The 19,404-nt window shown below is 67.0% G+C and carries 12 protein-coding genes; 10 read left to right on the top strand and 2 right to left on the bottom strand.

Features of this window, described 5'->3' with window-relative positions:
* Window positions 1-124: 124 nt before the first annotated feature.
* Window positions 125-1,129 (top strand): type I glyceraldehyde-3-phosphate dehydrogenase, encoded by a 1,005-nt coding sequence (gap, locus tag MC375_RS00620; RefSeq protein ID WP_242101353.1) that lies wholly within the window; start codon window positions 125-127, stop codon window positions 1,127-1,129.
* A gap of 76 nt (window positions 1,130-1,205) precedes the next feature.
* Here the strand turns inward: gap and MC375_RS00615 are convergent, their stop codons facing one another.
* Window positions 1,206-2,729: a glycosyltransferase family 39 protein gene (locus MC375_RS00615; protein WP_242101352.1), complete on the bottom strand. Its 1,524-nt coding sequence runs from the start codon at window positions 2,727-2,729 to the stop codon at window positions 1,206-1,208.
* A gap of 108 nt (window positions 2,730-2,837) precedes the next feature.
* On the opposite strand from MC375_RS00615, the gene MC375_RS00610 reads away from it, so the two are divergent.
* The 9 genes from MC375_RS00610 (at window position 2,838) to MC375_RS00570 (ending at window position 17,004) form a co-directional block, all read left to right on the top strand.
* Window positions 2,838-4,013: a phosphoglycerate kinase gene (locus tag MC375_RS00610; protein WP_242101351.1), complete on the top strand. Its 1,176-nt coding sequence runs from the start codon at window positions 2,838-2,840 to the stop codon at window positions 4,011-4,013.
* 118 nt (window positions 4,014-4,131) lie between these two features.
* Window positions 4,132-6,174, top strand: coding sequence for a DUF3857 domain-containing transglutaminase family protein (locus tag MC375_RS00605; protein WP_242101350.1), 2,043 nt, complete (start codon window positions 4,132-4,134; stop codon window positions 6,172-6,174).
* Complete coding sequence (locus MC375_RS00600) at window positions 6,164-8,458, top strand: tetratricopeptide repeat protein (protein ID WP_242101349.1); 2,295 nt, start codon at window positions 6,164-6,166, stop codon at window positions 8,456-8,458. Before MC375_RS00605 ends, MC375_RS00600 begins: the two co-directional genes overlap by 11 nt.
* Window positions 8,459-8,523: 65 nt before the next feature.
* The gene (gene pyk, locus MC375_RS00595; protein ID WP_242101348.1) at window positions 8,524-9,990 is read left to right on the top strand and encodes a pyruvate kinase; all 1,467 of its coding nucleotides are present in this window, start codon (window positions 8,524-8,526) and stop codon (window positions 9,988-9,990) included.
* Window positions 9,991-10,175: 185 nt separating this feature from the next.
* A complete protein-coding gene (locus tag MC375_RS00590) occupies window positions 10,176-11,186 on the top strand; it encodes a class I fructose-bisphosphate aldolase (protein ID WP_242101347.1) in 1,011 nt (336 codons plus the stop codon).
* A 360-nt stretch (window positions 11,187-11,546) separates the two neighbouring features.
* Entirely contained in the window at window positions 11,547-13,547 is a 2,001-nt protein-coding gene (locus MC375_RS00585; protein WP_242101346.1) for a methanol/ethanol family PQQ-dependent dehydrogenase, read from the top strand.
* The gene (locus MC375_RS00580) at window positions 13,547-15,244 is read left to right on the top strand and encodes a quinoprotein dehydrogenase-associated putative ABC transporter substrate-binding protein (protein ID WP_242101345.1); all 1,698 of its coding nucleotides are present in this window, start codon (window positions 13,547-13,549) and stop codon (window positions 15,242-15,244) included. The genes MC375_RS00585 and MC375_RS00580 overlap by 1 nt, the downstream gene beginning before the upstream one ends.
* 75 nt (window positions 15,245-15,319) lie before the next feature.
* Window positions 15,320-15,946, top strand: coding sequence for a cytochrome c (locus MC375_RS00575; RefSeq protein ID WP_242101344.1), 627 nt, complete (start codon window positions 15,320-15,322; stop codon window positions 15,944-15,946).
* Entirely contained in the window at window positions 15,943-17,004 is a 1,062-nt protein-coding gene (locus MC375_RS00570; RefSeq protein ID WP_242101343.1) for a beta-propeller fold lactonase family protein, read from the top strand. Before MC375_RS00575 ends, MC375_RS00570 begins: the two co-directional genes overlap by 4 nt.
* 173 nt (window positions 17,005-17,177) lie before the next feature.
* Here the strand turns inward: MC375_RS00570 and MC375_RS00565 are convergent, their stop codons facing one another.
* The gene (locus tag MC375_RS00565) at window positions 17,178-19,319 is read right to left on the bottom strand and encodes a TonB-dependent receptor (RefSeq protein ID WP_242101342.1); all 2,142 of its coding nucleotides are present in this window, start codon (window positions 19,317-19,319) and stop codon (window positions 17,178-17,180) included.
* Between the last annotated feature and the right edge of the window lie 85 nt (window positions 19,320-19,404).

The following is a 19,404-nucleotide window of genomic DNA, read 5'->3' as shown; positions in this document are numbered from 1 at the left end:
CCGGATTTGACTAGAGTCAATCCGGCTGTGCGCCGGGCGGAGTAGCGCAGCCGCAGCCCTGAAGCCGCCAAAAACCGCGTAAAATCTGTCTTTTCCCCTGTCCCTCCCCCTCACAGGAACTTCCATGGCGATCAAGGTAGGCATCAACGGCTTCGGCCGCATCGGACGTAACGTGCTGCGCTCGGCAGTGGAGAATTTCGCCGACGACATCGAGATCGTCGCGATCAACGACCTGCTCGAGCCGGACTACCTGGCCTACATGCTGGCCTACGATTCGGTGCACGGCCGCTTCAAGGGCGAGGCGAAGATCGAGGACGGCGCGCTGGTGGTGAACGGCAGGAAGATCCGCCTGACCCAGGAGCGCGACCCGGCCAACCTGAAGTGGGACGAGGTCGGCGCCGAGGTGGTGATCGAGTCCACCGGCCTGTTCCTGGACAAGACCACCGCGCAGAAGCATCTGGATGCCGGCGCCAAGAAGGTGATCCTGTCGGCGCCGTCCAAGGACGACACGCCGATGTTCGTCTACGGGGTCAACGACAAGACCTACAAGGGCGAGGCGATCATTTCCAATGCGTCGTGCACCACCAACTGCCTGGCGCCGCTGGCCAAGGTGCTGCACGACAAGTGGGGCATCAAGCGCGGGCTGATGACCACGGTGCATGCCGCCACGGCCACCCAGAAGACGGTCGATGGACCCAGCAACAAGGACTGGCGCGGTGGGCGCGGCATCCTGGAGAACATCATTCCCTCGTCCACCGGCGCCGCCAAGGCCGTCGGCGTGGTGATCCCAGAGCTCAACAAGAAGCTCACCGGCATGAGCTTCCGCGTGCCGACCAGCGACGTCTCGGTGGTGGACCTCACGGTCGAGCTTGAGAAGCCGGCCAGCTACGACGAGATCAAGGCCGAGATGAAAGCCCAGAGCGAGGGCGCGCTCAAGGGCATCCTCGGCTACACCGAGGACAAGGTGGTGGCCACCGATTTCCGTGGCGACGCGCGGACCTCGATCTTCGACGCCGACGCCGGCATCGCTCTGGATCCCACCTTCGTCAAGCTGGTCAGCTGGTACGACAACGAGTGGGGCTACAGCAACAAGTGCCTGGAAATGGTGCGCGTCGTCGCTGGCAAATAAACCGCAAGGCCGCGCCCGATCGTCGAAGCCCCGTCCGTCGAAGCCCCGCCAGCGCGGGGCTTCTTCGTTTCCGCGGTCAGCCGAAGCTGCGCATCAGCGGCCAGGCCTTGGCCCAGTCGATGCGCAGGTTGCGGCAGAGGTAGATGTCGGGATGCCCGCTTTCCTCGTTTTCCACGCCGTGGGGGATACGGACGCGGCCCGCCAGCGTGCAGTCTCCGGGCGTGTCGCTGATGCCTTGGGCATCGTCGCCGAGCACGATCACCGTGGTCGGGGGCGGGTCGCCGTAACCGCGGTACCAGTAGCTGTTGATGGCGCTGATCGCGCGTGGCAGGCCCAGCCGTGGTCCGTAGAGGTTGATCGCGCCGGCTTCGCCGTAATTGTTGGCGTAGATCGCCGCATGCTTTCGCTCGGCGTCGGGCAATGCGTGGTAGACCCGCGCCACCTGGGCGACGAGTTCCGGCCAGCCCACCTGCTCGGCGAAATTGTCGTGCACGCTGCGGCTGATGCGCCAACCGGCCGAGCCGATGGGCGAGACCGGCAACGCGATCGCGACCGCGGCGGCGAACGCCGCCGGCAACACCACTGCCGCGCCGGCGCTGGCCCAGCGTCGGAAGGCCGGGCGCAATCGCGACATCCCGGCTTCCAGCGCCACCGCGCCGGCCGCCAGCAGCATCGGATATGCGGGCGCCAGGTAGTAGTCGCGCGCACCGGCCAGCCAGAACAGCAGCAGGGGCACGGCGTACAGCCACGCCAGCACGCGACCGCGTATGGCCTGCTTCGCCAGCGCCAGCCAGGCCAGGCCTGCTAGCCACAACGGCACCAGCAGCGGGCCCGCGCCGACCAGCAGCTGGCCGATCAGGAACCCCTCGGTGCGACCAATGCGCATATCGCGCGCATGGATGTGGGCAACGAAATCGAGATAGACGAAATCATGCCGCCACTGCCACCACGCATTCGGCGCGAACACCAGCAACGAGAGCGTCACGCCTCCCCACAGCCACGGGCTGCGCAGATCGCGGCGCAGCGGCGTTGCCAATACCGCGGCGACGATCCCGGCCGCGCAGAACAGCATCGTGTAGCGGGTCATCATGCCCAGGCCGATCACCAGTCCCAGTGCGAGCCACCAGCGCCGGTCGCCACCGGTGGCCAGCTTCAGCAGGAGCCAGGCGGCCAGCACCCACCACAGGTAATCCGGACTGGTGTACTGCAGCATCGAGCCGGCCAGCATCGAGAACGGAACGCATGCGATGACGAACGCCGCCAGGCACTGCGCGGTCCGGTTTCCGCCCAGCTCGCGTGCGATGAGGCCCGCCAGCAGCGTTGCCAGCGCCTGCGCCAGCGCCGACGGGAGCCGATACCCGAACGTCGTCTCGCCGAACAGTTGCATCGACACATGCGCCAGGAATGGCGTCAGCGGCGGATAGGCGACATAGCCCCAGGCCAGCTGTCGGGCGTCGTCCAGCACCGCGAGTTCGTCGCGATGGAAACCATACTGGCCGTTCGTCGCGACATGCAACGCCAGACGCGCGAGCGCAAGCGCGAGCAGCCAGCGCCAGGCGATCCGCGGCAGGGTCGTGATCGGCGCTGAATCGGCTGGCATCGCGGGCTCCTGGTTCATCGGCGCCGGTGATCCAGGCCAGCCACCAGTTTGCCTGCGTTTCGCGCGCCGCGGACAATGGCGACCCGATCCCCCATCGCGAGCCTCCTGATGTCCATCCTCCGCATGACCGACCTCGATCTCGCCGGCAAGCGTGTGCTGATCCGCCAAGATCTCAACGTCCCGGTCGCCGACGGCAAGGTCACCGCCGACCAGCGCATCACCGCTTCGATCCCCACCCTGCGCATGGCGCTCGATGCCGGTGCCGCGGTGATGGTCACCTCGCATCTGGGGCGGCCGAAGGAAGGGCAGTGGAGCGAAGCCGACTCGCTGGCGCCGGTGGCCGCGCGGCTGTCCGAGCTGCTGGGCCGGGAGGTGCCGTTGCTGCGCGACTATCTGGGTGGCGTGGAGATCGCCCCGGGCCAGCTCGTGCTGCTCGAGAACTGCCGCATGAATCCGGGCGAGGGCAAGGACGACGAGACCCTGTCGAAGCAGTACGCGGCCCTGTGCGATGTCTTCGTCATGGACGCCTTCGGCACCGCGCACCGCGCGCAGGCTTCCACCCACGGCGTCATCCGCTTCGCGAAGCAGGCCGCGGGCGGCCCCCTGCTGATGGCCGAGCTCGATGCACTGGCCAAGGCGCTCGAGCATCCGGCGCGGCCGCTGCTGGCGATCGTCGCCGGCAGCAAGGTGAGCACCAAGCTCGAGCTCCTGTCCTCGCTGGTCGGCAAGGTCGACCAGCTGATCGTGGGCGGCGGGATCGCGAACACCTTCATCGCCGCCGAGGGCCATGGCGTCGGCAAGTCGCTGGTCGAATCCGACCTGATCGACACCGCGCGGCAGATCATGGCCGAGGCGAAGGCGCGCGGCGCGGAGATCCCGGTTCCGACCGATGTGGTCGTGGCCCCCGAGTTCAAAGCCGATGCGCCTGCCACCGTGAAGCCGGTGGACGCGGTCGGCGCCGACGACATGATCCTGGACATCGGCCCGGACACCGCGGCGCGCTATGCCGAACTGATCCGCAAGGCCGGCACCGTGGTCTGGAACGGACCGGTCGGGGTGTTCGAGTTCGACGCCTTCGGCAAGGGGACGCAGACCCTGGCCCGTGCGATCGCAGATTCGAGCGCGTTCTCGATCGCCGGCGGCGGCGACACCCTGGCTGCGGTCGCCAAATACGGCATCACCGACGACATTTCCTACATCTCCACCGGTGGCGGTGCATTCCTGGAATTCCTCGAGGGCAAGACCTTGCCCGCCGTCGCTGCGCTGCAGGCGCGGGCGTCCTGACGGTCGATGCTGACGGGCCCCCGGGGCCTGGCGCGCCCGGCCTTCGCGGCATCCCCCGGCTGGGTGCCGTCGTGGCGCATGCGTAGTACCCTTCGCCTGGGGAAGGGGGAAGGATTAGATGAGGATCTTCATCTTGGCATTGCTGGCCTTGTGCGCCGGCAGCGCGGGCGCGGCTACGACCAGCTACCAGCGCGGCGATTTCAGTTTTTCAGTGGGCAGCGAACCTGGCTTCGCCGTGCGGCAGCCGGTGGCGGAGGAATGGGAGGCGAGGGCGCCGGGCGCCAATGACACCCGTTGGCGCTACTGGCTGTACGACATGCAAGCCGACCGTCGTGCCGGACAGGATCTGCTCTACGTGGAGCATGTGTTCGAGCCGCGCGCCGAATCGATGATCGGCGAGGCGGGCCGGTTCCAGGTGCAGTTCAATCCCGCTTTCCAGAAATTGACTCTGCATCGCGCCGAGTTGCGTCGCGAAGGCGTATGGCACGACCGCTTGGTGCCGGAGAAGGTATCGCTGGCCAGGCGCGAAAGCGGCTTCGAGAACGATCTGGCCGACGGCGTGGTCACGGCGCTGATCGTGCTGGACGATGTCCGCGTCAATGATGTGTTGCGCATCAGCTACACGATCGCCGGCAGCAATCCCGTGCTGCAGGGCGACGTGAGCGATTGGACCCGCTTCGCCTGGGGTAATCCGGCGCTGGATGTTCACTTGCGGGTGCTGATGGATCCCTCAGATACGCCGCGCATCTATCGCGAGAATGCCACGCCGGAACCCAGGATCACGCGCGGACCGGATGCCGTCGAGGTGGTGATGGCGGCGCACGGCTCGGGCCCGATCGTCGATGAGGAACATTATCCTTCCTGGTACCGCCCCTATCCGCTCGCGCAGGTGGCTGCAAATCGTTCGTGGGCCGACGTAGTGGCCTGGGCGCTGCCCCTGTATCCCCCGGTCGATACCCTGCCGGAGGAGCTGGAAGCCAAGCTTCACGAGTGGTCGCGCCTTCCCGATGAGCAGACGCGCGTACAGGCGGCCTTGCGCACCGTGCAGGATCAGGTGCGGTACTTCGGTGTGGAGATGGGCGAGAACAGCCATCGTCCCACCGCGCCGGCCGAGACCTGGCGTCGTCGCTATGGCGACTGCAAGGACAAGGTCTACCTGCTGGTAACGCTGCTGCGACGGCTGGGTGTGCGTGCGGTCCCGGCGCTGGTGGACACCGATCGTGGCCGGGCTACCGCGGGCTTTGTGCCCTCTGCATCTGTCTTCAACCACGTGATCGCACGCGTCCTGCTCGACGGCAGGACGTTATGGCTCGATCCGACGATTACCCACCAGGGAGGTCGCCCCGAGACCAGTGATCTGAGCGCGTATGGCGTGGCACTGCCTATACAGCAGGGCGTCGTTCGCATGCAAGCGATCGATGCTTTGCCGGCGACCAGCAATGGCATCGCGTCCAAGGAAACCTATGCGCCGCAAGCGGATGGCAAAAGCGCGCGACTGGAGATCGAGACCGTCTATCGTGGCACTGCGGCGGATCGCCAACGTCGCGCGTTCGCTGGCGAGCGGATCGAGGACCTCCAGCGCCGCTATGCGGATTACTACCGCAAACGCCACGGTGACCTCGAAATAGTGGGGGGGCCGCGTATCAGCGACGACCGGGACCGGAATATCGTCACCGTTACCGAGCAGTACCTGCTGCATGCCCCGTTCGAGGCAGAAGGGGTCGCGATCAAGGCGCTGGATGTCCATGCCGACGCGCTGCAGGCGGGTGCTGTACTGCCCCGTTCAATCTCCCGGACCAGCCCGGTCGATTACACACATCCTGGCGATTACAGGCACGAGATTGAAGTGGCGCTCCCGGACCGATGGAAGCCCACTTTCGCGGAGGAACACATTTCACGTGGGTCCACCGCATTTGACTACCGGCGTGATGTCGCGGTAGCAGGCGGGCGGGTGAGCATGGTGCACGCACTGGCTGTCAGGCAGCCCGATGTCGCAGGCGACCAGGCCTCCCCCCATCTCGGCGAAGTGCGGCGCATGCAGGACGATCTTTCGGCCCGGTTGCGTTTTCACGCGACCGGTCCGATCTCCAGCGGCGAACGTGAAACCCGGCTCAAGAACCTGTTGCGCGAGGTGATCCAGGATGGCAGCGATGCGAAATAGCGCACTCGGACGGGTGACGATGAGCGGAGTGGTGGTCGCGCTCGCATGTCTGGTGTCCTTGCCAGCGGCCGCATTACAGGCGAAGGATGCCCAGGTAGCGACCTGGTCAGATCCAGCTGCAATCTGGGGCGGGTTCATCGAGCACGGCTCCTACGCAGAAGCCTATGCCGCTTATGACGTGCTCGGCGAGGTCGGATATGACCTCAACTCGGTCGATCCCGAACGTTGCCAGGAGAAGCGCGCTGAGCTCGAAAAGGCAGTCGAACTGGCTCCGGTCAGCATCGCATTGCATCGCGCGCGCATGCTGTGTGCCGAAGCCCTTGGCGACGATGCCGGCGCGGAAGCGGCGCTCGCCGCGTTGGGCGCGCTCTCAAGCCTGGCGTTGTCCGACGGGAAGGAAGTGATCAGCCCCAAGCCGATCCGCGTGCTGGGACCGAGCGACATCTATGCGCTGCTTGCCACCAGCGGGCTGCAGTATCGTTACGAGTACTACATGCATGTGAACGCACAACGCTATTTTCCGCTGGTGGTGGCCGCGTGGGACGAGGAACTCGGCGCCGAACGCCACCTCACATTCGATTACATCGACGTGGTGCATGCGCTGGATCGCGAAGACACTTTCTCCGGCTATCCCGTCCAGCGCCAGCTGCTCGCCGAAGCCTTCATAGAGGCGCAGGCCAAGGCCAACGAGAGCCAGGCATTGGATTGGCAGGCGGTCAAGGCCGCCGTCGAGGTCGCCGACCCCAGGCAGAAGGTCAAGGCGGTACGCGACGCTGCGGGGTTGGGTGGGCTGCAGGCAGCCGGGACCTGGTTGCTCGTGTGTGCGATGACGCCTTACGAGGGTTGCGCGGACGGGCTGGTCGATAGCCTGCTGCCATTCGCGGAAAGCAAGCAGGCGGCGCATATGCTGATGCTCGCGGTGGCTTATGCGAAAGGTGTCGGTGTGGAAACTGACTCGGACGCTGCGGCCACGCTGCTGGATGCCGCGGGCAAACGCTGGAACCGCAATGGCGCGTTGATCAGCTTCGCGCAGCTGTGGAGCACTTCCGGTGAGCAGGAGTACCCCGCGTTCCTCGCGGAACGCATCGCCGCATCGCGCCGCAACGGCGATCCTTCGATGTCGATGCTCCACGCGCTGCGGGTGCTCACGGTACCTGGCAAGGTGGTGTTAGACGCCCAGGAACTGGCAGATCTTGCGCGCCCGGAGAACAACGCGACCGGCAAGGGATATGCATTGCTGGCGACCTACTACCAACGCATGCAGGATGACGCGACTGCGCAGAAGTGGCTCGACAAGGCAGTTGCGGCGGGGGATGCGGGCGCACAGGCAACCGACGGCATCAAGCGCCATGAGGCGGCGAAGACGGAACAGGAACGCGCAGTGGCGCTGGGCATCGTGTCGCTGGGCGCCCAGGGCGGAAACCCGTTCGCCGCGCGCTACATGGCATTCCGGAGTCAACGCGCCGGCAAGTACTCCGACGCGGAGGCCTGGCTGCTGGGCCCGGCGCGCGCGGGGGACGTCGACGCGATTCTGGAACTGGCGCACATATACGAATGGGAACGCCCCGGCATACGAGGTAACCGCCAGCAGGCCATTGATACCTATCGCGCGCTGGATCAGGGCAATGACAGCGCCGAGGCGCGGCGCAGGCTGGCCGCGATGGCCCTGACCGGGCGCGGCATGGCCAAGGATCCGGCACAGGCTGAGCACTGGTTGCTCAAGGATGCCGCGCGCGGCGACCGCGCGTCGAGCATCATCCTGGGCATGGCCTACCTGGATGGCGACTTCGGCAAGGCGGATGACGCGAAGGGACACGAATGGATGGAGCAGGCCGTGAAAACCGGCGACGTCGATGCGATATCGGATTATGGGGCGTGGTATTTCTATCGCCACACGCCAGCGACGCTGGAGTCGCGGCGTCGCGGGCTTGCGCTGTGGGAACAGGCGGCCAAGGCCGGTGGGCAGACCGCGCTGAACAACCTGGCGTGGGCGCATTGCACCGCGCCGGAGCCGGAGATCTTCGATGCCGCAACCGGCAAGGTCGAAGCGGACAAGCTGATGCAAACCGCCGACCTGCCGCTCGGTCACCTGGATACGGTCGCCGCTTGCCGGGCCGCGGAGGGTGACTACGACCGCGCGGTGGACTTGCAGAACCAGGTCATCGCCCGCCTGACATCCGAAGAGCTTGCGGAGGACCGGAAGCGCACGGAGAACTTCGAGGCACGGCTTGCCCTGTACCGTGTGGGAAAACGTTACATCGAGCCGGTGCGCAAGCAGCCATGACGAGCACGCGATGGAGGCGCCTGCAATGCTGTGTGTGCTAGCGTGATCGGTGGAGGGAACACACGATGACCGAACACCGACGCCGCACCAAGATCCTCGCTACGCTAGGCCCCGCGACCGATGCGCCCGGGGTGCTCGATGCACTGCTCGCCGCGGGCGTGGACGTGGTGCGGCTCAACTTCTCCCATGGCGATCCGTCCGCCCAGGTGGCGCGCGCGCAGGCGGTGCGGGATGCGGCCGCACGTGCCGGACGCGAGGTCGGCATCCTCGCCGATCTGCCGGGACCGAAGATCCGGATCGAGAAATTCGCCAACGATCGCGTCAAGCTGCGCCAGGGCGAGCGTTTCGACCTGGTCGCCAGCGCGGACGCACCTCCGGGCGACGAGCACCAGGTAGGGGTCAGCTATCTTGGCCTGCCCAACGACCTGAAACCTGGCGATGTGCTGCTGCTCGACGACGGTGTCGTGCAGCTGCAGGTCGAGAGCATCGAAGGCGAGCGCATCGCCACCCGGGTGCTCAACGACAGCGCGCTGTCCAATCGCAAGGGCCTGAACAAGCAGGGCGGCGGACTGTCGCTGGGCGCGCTGACCGAGCACGACGAAACGCTCATCGGCGTGGCCGCGCAGATCGGCGTGGATTTCATCGCCGTGTCGTTCTGCCGCAACGCCCAGGACATGCACGACGCGCGCCGCATCGCGCGCAGCCACGGCAGCGATGCGGCCCTGGTGTCGAAGATCGAGCGGGCCGAGGCGATCGAGAACCTGATGGAAATCGTTGAGGCCAGCGACGTGGTGATGGTCGCGCGCGGGGATCTGGGCGTGGAGATCGGCGATGCCGAGCTGCCCGGCCTGCAGAAGAAGATCATTCGCGAGTCGCTTGCGCAGAGCAAGGTGGTCATCACCGCCACCCAGATGCTGCAGTCGATGGTCGACAGCCCCATTCCGACCCGTGCCGAGGTGCTGGACGTCGCCAATGCGGTGATCGACGGCACCGATGCGGTGATGCTGTCGCAGGAAACCGCGGCCGGCAACTACCCGGTGCGAGCGGTCGAAGCGATGGCGCGCATCTGCGTGGGCGCCGAGCGCCAGTTCGAATCCGACACCAATTTCGAAAAGGCCGCGCGCGACCTGGAGCGCGCCGACCAGGCCATCGCCATGGCCACAATGTTCCTGACCGAGCACATCGGCGTCGGCGCGATCGTGGCCATGACCGAGTCCGGTGGCACCGCCCGCTATCTGTCGCGGTTCCGTTCCAAGGCACCGATCTACGCGTTCTCCCGCCATGCCGGCGCGCGTCGACGCATGGGCCTGATTCGCGACGTGTTCCCCATGGACTACGACAGCCGCGGCCAAACCCCGGGCGAGGCCGGTCGTGGCAGCATCCGGGTGCTGGTCGAGGCCGGCCTGCTCGGGCCCGGCGAGCGCGTGGTGTTCACCAGCGGCGAACGCATGGAGACCCACGGCGCCACCAATACCCTGCGCCTGCTGCAGGTGGGCGAGGACGGAAGGGCGGAGGGGCTGGGCGAGCTGTAAACCAGCGAGGCGCGCGACATTGTGCTTGTCTCGATGCTCTCTCTGTCCGTCGGCCGCGTAAGGCCGTCCTCCGCCGATAAGACCCTTGAAGGCTGCTGCCTTGCATGCGGTTCCGCTGGTGCGGACCTGCGGTTGGGGTGGTCGCTATAATTCGGGTCCCTTTCCGCCGCCCGGACGCCTTCGCCATGAGCATCGAACAACTCGCTGAAACCGCCCGCGCCATGGTCGCGCCGGGCAAGGGCATCATCGCCATCGACGAATCGGCCAGCACCTGCCAGAAGCGTTTCGACGGGGTGGGCATCGAGTCCTCCGAGGAAAACCGCCGCGCCTACCGGGAGCTGCTGCTGACCGCGCCCAACGCCAACCAGTACCTGTCCGGTGCGATCCTGTTCGACGAGACCATCCGTCAGTCGACCAAGGCCGGCGTGCCGTTCGCGAAGTACATGGCCGACAACGGCATGATTCCGGGGATCAAGGTCGACAAGGGCACGCATCCGCTGGCGGGCTTCCCGGGCGAGCTGATCACCGAGGGTCTGGACGGGCTGCGCGATCGCCTGAAGGAGTACTACAAGCTCGGTGCGCGCTTCGCCAAGTGGCGCGCGGTGATCAACATCGGCGAGGACATCCCCTCGGGCACCTGCATCGAAGCCAACAGCCACGCGCTGGCGCGCTATGCCGCGCTGTGCCAGGAGCAGGGCCTGGTGCCGATGGTGGAACCGGAAGTGCTGATGGACGGCGATCACGACATCGAGACCTGCTACGAGGTCACCGAGGTGGTGCTGCGCTCGCTGTTCGATGCGCTGTACAACCAGAACGTGATGCTCGAAGGCACGATCCTGAAAGCCTCGATGGTCGTCCCCGGCAAGGATTGCGCGGAGCAGGCGAGCGTGGAAGAAGTGGCCGAATCCACCCTGATGTGCCTGAAGTCGGCGGTGCCGGCGATCCTGCCGGGCATCGTGTTCCTGTCCGGCGGTCAGAGCGACCATGACGCCACCGCGCATCTGGATGCGATGAACCGCATGGGCCCGAATCCGTGGCCGCTGAGCTTCTCCTATGGCCGTGCGATGCAGCAGGCTGCGCTGAAGCTGTGGGCCCAGGACATGGCCGGCAATTTCGCCAAGGCCCAGCAGACCGTGTACGAGCGTGCCCGCGACAACGGCCTGGCCGCGCTGGGACAGTGGGAAGCCGCCGCCTGAGCGAGGCGCATGCGGCTTGGGAAAGCCATCGAAACGCCGGCCTAGCGCCGGCGTTTTTTTGTATGCGTTTGCGCCTGCCGAGCCGCTTCAAGATTGGCGATGTTGCGCTGCGATACCGCGCGGGAAACTCGTTGCACTGCAACATCCCGCGCCCATCCTGGCTCGCGACGAAAAGCCATTTGGACTCTGTTTTCAAGGACTTTTCTGCGTTTCCGCGACCCGGGGCCGGATACTGCCGGGGGGTATATTGGCAATGGGCGACTGGCGTGCTTAGGCTAGCCCCGGCCGCCATGCGTGCGATGCATGCGCCGACTGTCAGTGCCAGTGCTCGTCAGCTCACAACTTCAGGGAGTGTCTGTCATGCGTTCCAGAGCATCCCGCCTCTTCACCCCGGTTCTGGCCGTTGCGTTCGTGCTTGCGCCGGCAGCATGCAAACGCCAGGAATCGACACCTGCCGCGCAGGCGCCGGCCGACACGTCGGCTGCGCCCGCGACCGCGGTCGATACCGACCAGGAATTCCTCACCAACGCCGGCAAGCCCGAGAACTGGGGCGGCATCGGTCGCGATTTCGCGCTGACCCGCCATAGCCCGCTGGCCGACATCACCCGCGAGAACGTCAAGGACCTCAAGACGTCGTGGGAGATGAAAAGCGACGCCACGCGCGGCCACGAGGGTCAGCCGCTGGTGATCGACGGCATCATGTACACCGTCAGCGCGTATCCCAACATCGTGCGCGCCATCGATGTCTCGCAGCAGGACCAGGGCAAGGAACTGTGGAAGTACACGCCCCAGCAGGATGAGCGCTCGGTCGCCGTCGCGTGCTGCGACACCGTCAATCGCGGGGGTTCCTACGCCGACGGCAAGTTCGTCTTCAACAGCCTGTCGGGCGACGTGATCGCGCTAGACGCCAAGACCGGCAAGGAAGCGTGGAAGGTGAAATTCGCCGACCCGGCCAAGGGCGAGACCCTGACCATGGCGCCGATCATCGCCAGCGGCAAGGTGATCGCCGGCATCTCCGGCAACGAATTCGGCGTGCGCGGCCGCGTGGCGGCGTTCAACCTGGCCGACGGCAAGACCGTCTGGACCTGTCATGCCACCGGCGCCGACAAGGACATCTGCCTGGGTGCCGACTTCAACAAGGCGCATCCGGAATACGGCCAGCTCGGCGACCTGGGCATCAAGACCTTCCCGGGCGACGAATGGCAGCGCGGCGGCGGCGCGGCCTGGGGCTGGTACAGCTACGACCCGCAACTCAAGCTGGTCTACATCGGCACCGGCAACCCGGGCTTGTGGAGCCCGAGCTATCGCTGCGGTGCGCAGCCGCAGACGCAGGAGGCCTGCAACAACGGCGACTGGGACAACAAGTGGTCGATGACGATCTTCGCCCGCAACGTCGACACCGGCGAGGCCGTCTGGGGCTACCAGATGACGCCGTTCGACCAGTGGGACTACGACGGCATCAACGAGCCGATCCTGGTGGACCTGGACGTGGACGGCAAGAAGGTTCCCTCGCTGGTCACGTTCAACCGCAACGGCTTCGCCTACGTGCTCGATCGCCGCGACGGCACCCTGCTGCGCGCGCATACCTACGGACCGGTGGACTGGGCCGAACGCATCGACATGAAGACCGGCCGTCCGGTCAAGGTGGCGGCGCATTCGCCGCTCGAGGTCGGCAAGATGGTGTCGTCGTCGCCGTCGGCCATGGGCACCAAGGACCAGCAGCCGTGTTCGGTCGATCCGGCCAAGCCCAACGTGTTCTTCTGCGGCACCAACAACTGGTACATGGAGCTGACCCCGCAGGAACGCGGCAAGACCATGCAGGGCATGCCGTACGTGTTCGCCAACGTGATGATGAAGCCGCACAAGCCCGGCGCGCTCGGCATCATCAAGGCCTTCGACGTGATCAGCGGCAAGGAGGTCTGGACGATCGAGGAGAAGTTCCCCACCTGGAGCGGCACCCTGGTCACCGATGGCGGGCTGGTGTTCTACGGCACGCTCGATGGCTGGTTCCGCGCGGTGGATAAGGACAACGGCAAGAAGCTGTGGGAAACCAAGCTGCCCTCCGGGATCATCGGCAACCCGATTACCTACAAGATCGGTTCCGACCAGTACGTGGCCGTGTATTCGGGCATCGGCGGCTGGATCGGCCTGCCGGTGACCGCCGGCCTGGATCCGTCGGATCCCTACGGCGCGCTCGGTGCCGCAGGCCTGGCCTTCAGCAACGACTTCCAGAGCATCCCCACGGGCGGCATGCTGCATGTGTTCCGCCTGGGCGCCAACGGCGTCCCGGCGGCGGCACCGGCGGCGGATGCGCCAGCCGGGCCGGCCACAGGCGCGGCAAAGGCTGCGAAGCGCAGTTGATGTCGTCCAAGCAGATCGCATGGAGCGGCGCCCTGGCGCGTCCGCTCCATGCCACTCCCAGCCTGTCCAAGCGGCGATCCGCCGCGCTGTTGCTCGCAATCGCCCTGGCCGCCTGCGCAAAGCAGGAACCAGCGCCGGACGCATCGCAACCCGAAGCTGCTGTCGACGTCAAAGGCGCGACTGGCGCCGTGCTGCGCATCTGCGCCGATCCGGGCAACATGCCGCTGTCCAACCAGGCGGGCGAGGGCTATCAGAACCGGATCGCGCAGCTGCTCGGCAAGTCCATGGGCATGCCGGTGGAATATTACTGGCGCACCTATTACGAACGCGGCCTGGCGCGCGGCACCATCAACAGCGGCAAGTGCGACGTGCTGATGGACATGCCCGAGGATTACGAACAGGGCCTGACCACAAAACCCTATTTCCGCTCCACCTATGTCCTGGTGAGCCCGCGGGACAAGCCGTTGAGACCGGCATCGCTGGACGATGCCGCGCTCCGGCAGGCACGCATCGGCGTGTTCCAGAGCTCGCCCGCGCGCGCGGCGCTGTATGCGCACGGCATCAAGGGCGAAGTGCAGTATCTGTTCTACGATTCGGCGCGCCATCCGGAAGAGCATCCTGCGCGGCTGGTGCAGCAGGTCGCCGCCGGCGAGCTCGATGCGGCCGAATCCTGGGGGCCCGTCGCGGGCTATTACGTCAAGCAGTCGGGCCTGACGATGGTGCCGCTAAACCGCCTGACCGATACGGTGCTGGAGTATTCGCTGTCGCTGGCCGTGAATCGCGACAATGTTGCGCTTCGCGACCGCCTCGACGCTGCACTTGCCCGGAACCGCGATGCGATCCGCGCGATCCTGGAAGAATTCAACGTGCCCCTGGTGCAATGCGCCGATTGCGTGGTGTCCGGTTCGCTACCCTCGCACGGGCCGTATCCGGAGCCGCCGCCTTACCGCGATACGCCCGTGTCCGATCCGCGCGAGTTGGCGCTGATGCAGCAGCGCGTGGGTACAGGTGCCTCGCCCGACGAGGAAATGCAAAGCGCGATCAAGGCAAACGATCCCGCGCGGGTGGCGTGGCTGCTGCGCAACGGCGCGCGGCCGGATGCGCTGGACACGCAGGGGCGCACCCCCATGCAGCAGGCGATCCGCCTGCGCCAGCTCGCCGTCGGTGATGCCCTGCTCGACGGTGGCGCGCAGCTGGAAGCGCGCGACGGCGACGGCTGGACCGCGCTGATGACCGCATTATGGGTTGGCGACAGCGAAACCGTGGACTGGCTGCTGACCCGGAAACCACGCCTCGACGTGCAGTCGAAGGACGGCTGGACCCCGCTCACCGTTGCCATCCGCAACGGCGACGAATCGCTGGTGGCGCGGCTGCTGGATGCAGGCGCGGATCCGCGCGCGGTCAACCCCGCCGGCTTCACTGCCCTGATGTTCGCGGTGGTCGCCGACCTGCCGAAAACCGTCGACCGGCTGATCGTCGAGGGCGTGCCGGTCGATCATGCGAACAAGGCCGGCGTCACTGCGCTGATGCTGGCGGTGGCCGCGCACAAGCCCGAGCTGGTGCGCAAGCTGATTGATGCCGGTGCGGATCCTGCGCTGCGCGATGCGAAGGGCCAGAGCGCGCTGTCGCTGGCGCAGCAGGCGCGCGATCCCGCCCTGCTCGCGCTGGTGTCGGGGGCAAACAAGCCCGTGCCATAACGCGCCTGCGACGTTCGATGCGCCAATCATGCTTTCCGTTTTGACTAGTTGTCCCCCGACATTTCAGGAATGCCCATGCCTCTCCAGAATCTTCGATGCCTGCTGTTGGTCGGCCTGTTCGCAACGGCGCTGGGCGCCTGCGGCAAGTCGGAGCCGCAGGCCTCGTCCCCGCCCGACGCCACTGCGCGGGAATCTGCGACGGCGCCCGCCACCGCGCCCGCACCCCCGGCCACCGACCAGGGTCTGACGCCGGGCGAACAGGCGGCCGCGCGCGGCATCGCGCCGGATACGGCGATGCCCGCGCCCACGGGCCCGGCCAAGCCGATCCCGCAGATCGAGCCGATCGAGGCGACGCCGCAACTGGTCGAGGAGGGCAAGAAGCTCTATTTCACCGCCGGCTGCAATGCCTGTCACGGCGGCACCGGTGGCGGCGGGATGTGTCCTTCGCTCATCAATGACATCTGGGTCTACGGCAGCGACGACAGCACCCTGCATACGCTGGTCAAGGAAGGCTCGCAGGCGATGCAGACGACCTACGGGCACGCGCGCGTGGGCAAGGAAAACGTGGTCGGCCTGATGATGCCCTTCGGCCAGGTGCTGACCGACGAGGAGATCAACAAGATCCTGGCCTACGTGCATTCGATCAATCCCACGGCGGGCAAGGTCAAGCCGCCCGCGGCCGACGCAGCGGGCGCGCGATGAGGTTGCGTCGGCCCGCCAGCGGAAGGGCGCGCAATGCCCGGGTCTGGCGCGTCATCGCGCTGGCGGCGGGCATTGCTTTGCTGATGGCCTGCAAGCCGCAGGCGCCTGCATCGCAGCAGGATGGTACGTCCGCGCAGGCGCCGGCCGCGGCGCCAGCCACGCACGTGGTGGTCGCCTATGTCCCGAACCAGAAGAGCGGCACGATTTCGATCATCGACACGTCCACCGACCGGGTCGTGCGCACGCTCTCGGGCGGCGACGGACTCGGCAAGCGCCTGCAGCAGATCGCGCTCACGCCTGACCACAAGCAGCTTTACGTAGTGGATGCCGAAGGGCATCGCCTGCTGCTGCTCGACATCGCCAGCGATACCGTGCAGCGCAGCGTCGACATCGGGCAGGGCGCCGAAGGCGTCGGCGTCTCGCCGGACGGCAAGCAGCTGGTGGTCTGCATCGAGGGCCAGAACCAGGTGATGTTCATCGACGCGGCCACGTTCGCACTGGGCGCGCACGTCGACGTGCAGGGCAAGGCGCCCGAGCACTGCGTCTGGACGCCAGACGGCAAGTCGGTGCTGACCAGCAACGAGGCTTCCGACACGATCGACGTGATCGACGTTGCGAGCGCCAGGTCGGTGGCCAGCATCGCCACCAGCGGCCACCCGCGCGGCATCGCCTTCGCCGAAGGTGGCGGCAAGGCCTACGTGGCCCAGGAATCGGCCAACGTGGTCGACGTGATCGACCTCGGCGCGCGCAAGCGCATCGCCAGCGTTCCCGCGGCACTGCGCACCGCGGGCGTTGCGATCTCGCCCGATGGCAAACGTGTGTACGCCTCCAACGGCGGTGCGCACAGCGTGACCGCGATCGACGTGGCCAGCGGCAAGGTGGTCGCGGAAATCCCGGTTGGCGAGCGGCCGTGGAATCCCGCGGTCACGCCCGACGGCGCCAAGGTCTACGTGGCCAATGGACGCTCGAACAGCGTCAGCGTCATCGACACCGCCACCCTGCGTAAGGTTGCGGACATCCCCGTCGGTGAAATGCCATGGGGCGTCATTATTCGGTGAGGCGTGTCGTTGAGCACGTAGTTGGTCGTCTGGGCATCGACGCGGGCGCCATCGCGCGGTGCGTGCTACCCGCGTCCCGCCCGAGTGGAAGAAGGCCAAGTGCGCGACGTCGCGTCAGACGCAGCGCGCCAGTTCAAAGTCCGGCGCGCAGGAACCGTTAAATCCCCGATGGCTCATTCGTGCCACCGCCATTCCAGCCCGAGCAACCAGCTGCGTCCGGGTCCGGGTTCGAAGTAGCGGCCGTTGCCGTCGTTGACGATCGCCGAGCCCACGTAGGCGCGGTCGGCAAGATTGTCCACGCGCACGAAGGCACGCAGCGCGCCGACCTGTGATTGCCAGCGGTATCCCGCTTCGGCGCCGAACAGCGTGTAACCGGGTGCGCGCGCGGTGCCGAAGTCGTTGACCACCATGTCGCCGCTGTGGCTGGCGTCGACGCCGGCGTTCCAGCCCTGGGCCGGTTGCCAGCGCAACGACAGCGATGCATCGTCGCGCGGCACGCCGGGAATCCGCGCGCCGGATTCGATCGGCGTGTCCGGGCTGGTGCAGCGCGCACTGCAGCCGAGAAAATCGGAGGTGAAGCGGGCATCGATGTGGCTGTAGGCGAAGGCGAGGCGCCAGTCGTTGGCGAAGCTCCAGTCCACGGCGAGTTCGGCGCCGCGCCGGCGCGAGCTGCCAATGTTCTGGTAGGTGGTGCGTCCACCGCCGCTGGTCGCGACCGCCAGTTCGTCGTCGCTGCGCGTCTCGAACCACGCCAGCTGCGCCTGCAGCCCGCCGCGTCGCCACTTGGCGCCCAATTCGGTGTTGTCGCTGGTCGCCGGCTGCAGGTCGAACGCCAGGCCGCTGCCGCCATCGGCGCGATAGGCGACCTCGGTGATGGTCGGCGTCTCGAACCCGCGCCCATAGCTCGCATACAGGTGCAGCGCTTCGCTGGCGCGGAACATCAGCCCGGCGACCGGCGTGGTCTCGGAGAACTCGACGCGGCCGCTATCGTCGGGATTGCCCGGTGCGATGTAGTCGTCGTCCACCTCCATCCGCACCTTGCTGTGGCGTGCGCCGGCGAGCAGGCGCCAGCGTTCGGCGAGGTCCCAGTCCAGCTGCGCGTACTGGTCGAAGCTGCGCACGTCGATGCCCTCGTCGCGACGCGGCCGTCCGATCACGCCGAGCGTCGTGCCGACGAAATTCTCGAACCCGCGGCGCCGCTGATCGAGCCGGTCGGCGGCCAGGCCGGCGCTGAATTCCAGCGGCCGTCCGCCCAGTTCCATCCGTCGCGCCCAGCGCAGGTCGGTACCGCCGAAGCCGGTGTCCAGGTCGACCACGCCACCGGCATGGCGCGGTGCCTCCTGTGGGGCCTGCGGTATCGACAGGAACTGGGTGATCGCGCGCGTGCCGCCGTAGCCCATGATTCGCAGCGCATCGCGATCCGACATCGGCAGGTCCAGAATCGCGCCGCCGACCGCCTGGCTGGCGCGCTTGCGGGTATTGAACTCGCTCGCCGGGGACGCGGTCTGGTGCGGATCTTCCTGGAACTGCTCCCAGGTCAGACCCAGCGGGTCCTGGGTATCGGGTTGCCGCAGCACGTTGCCGAGCAGGGTGAGCTTGCCGCCGTTGCCCAGTTCGATGCCGACCTTTGCATTGAGGGAGTCGCGGCGCGCGCGGCTGTGCGCGCGATAGCCGTTGGTCTGGAAGTGGCTGTAGTCGAGGTTGGCGTCGAAGCCGTCGCTGGCGCCGCGGAAGTTGACCCCGCCGCGCAGCGTGCCGTCGCTGCCGCCTACCGCGCCCACCCGCCACTCCGACGGCTGCACGCCATCGGCGGTGAACAGCTGGATCACGCCGCCCGACGCGTTGCCGTAAAGCGCCGAGAACGGACCGCGCAGCACCTCGATGCGGGCCGCCGAATCCAAGTTGAAGTGCGAGACCTGGCCTTGTCCGTCCGGCTGGGTCGCGGGGATGCCGTCGGTGTACAGGCGCACGCCGCGGATGCCGAAGGTCGAGCGTGCGCCGAACCCGCGGATCGCGATCTGCGTGTCCTGGGCGTAGTTGTGCCGGTCGCGGGCCACCACGCCGGGTACGCCGTCGAGCAGTTCGGCCGGGCTTGCGCCCAGGCGCAGCGCCTCTTCTACGTCCACCGAGTCGATCGAGGCCGGAACCTCGAACGGATCGGCTTCGCTGCGGGTCGCCGTGACCACCACCGCATCGAGCAGCCGCGCCTCGCCCTCGACGCGTGGGGCTTCCTGCGCAGCCGCAGGATTCGCAGCCTGCAATGCGGGCATGCACAGCAGCGTCAGGACAGCCAACTGGCGTGACGGCGCGGACATGCGCGACTCCTGGGCGGGGTAGGGCGATGATAGCCCGCACATCCATGTGCATGCCCACATCCCGGCCTCTCCTGTGGGAGCGAGC

The organism is Lysobacter sp. M2-1 (assembly GCF_022662495.1).
Lineage (GTDB): Bacteria > Pseudomonadota > Gammaproteobacteria > Xanthomonadales > Xanthomonadaceae > JAKPBU01.
The sequence above is the reverse complement of the archived record's forward strand: the minus strand, read 5'-3'. Positions and strand labels throughout refer to the sequence as shown.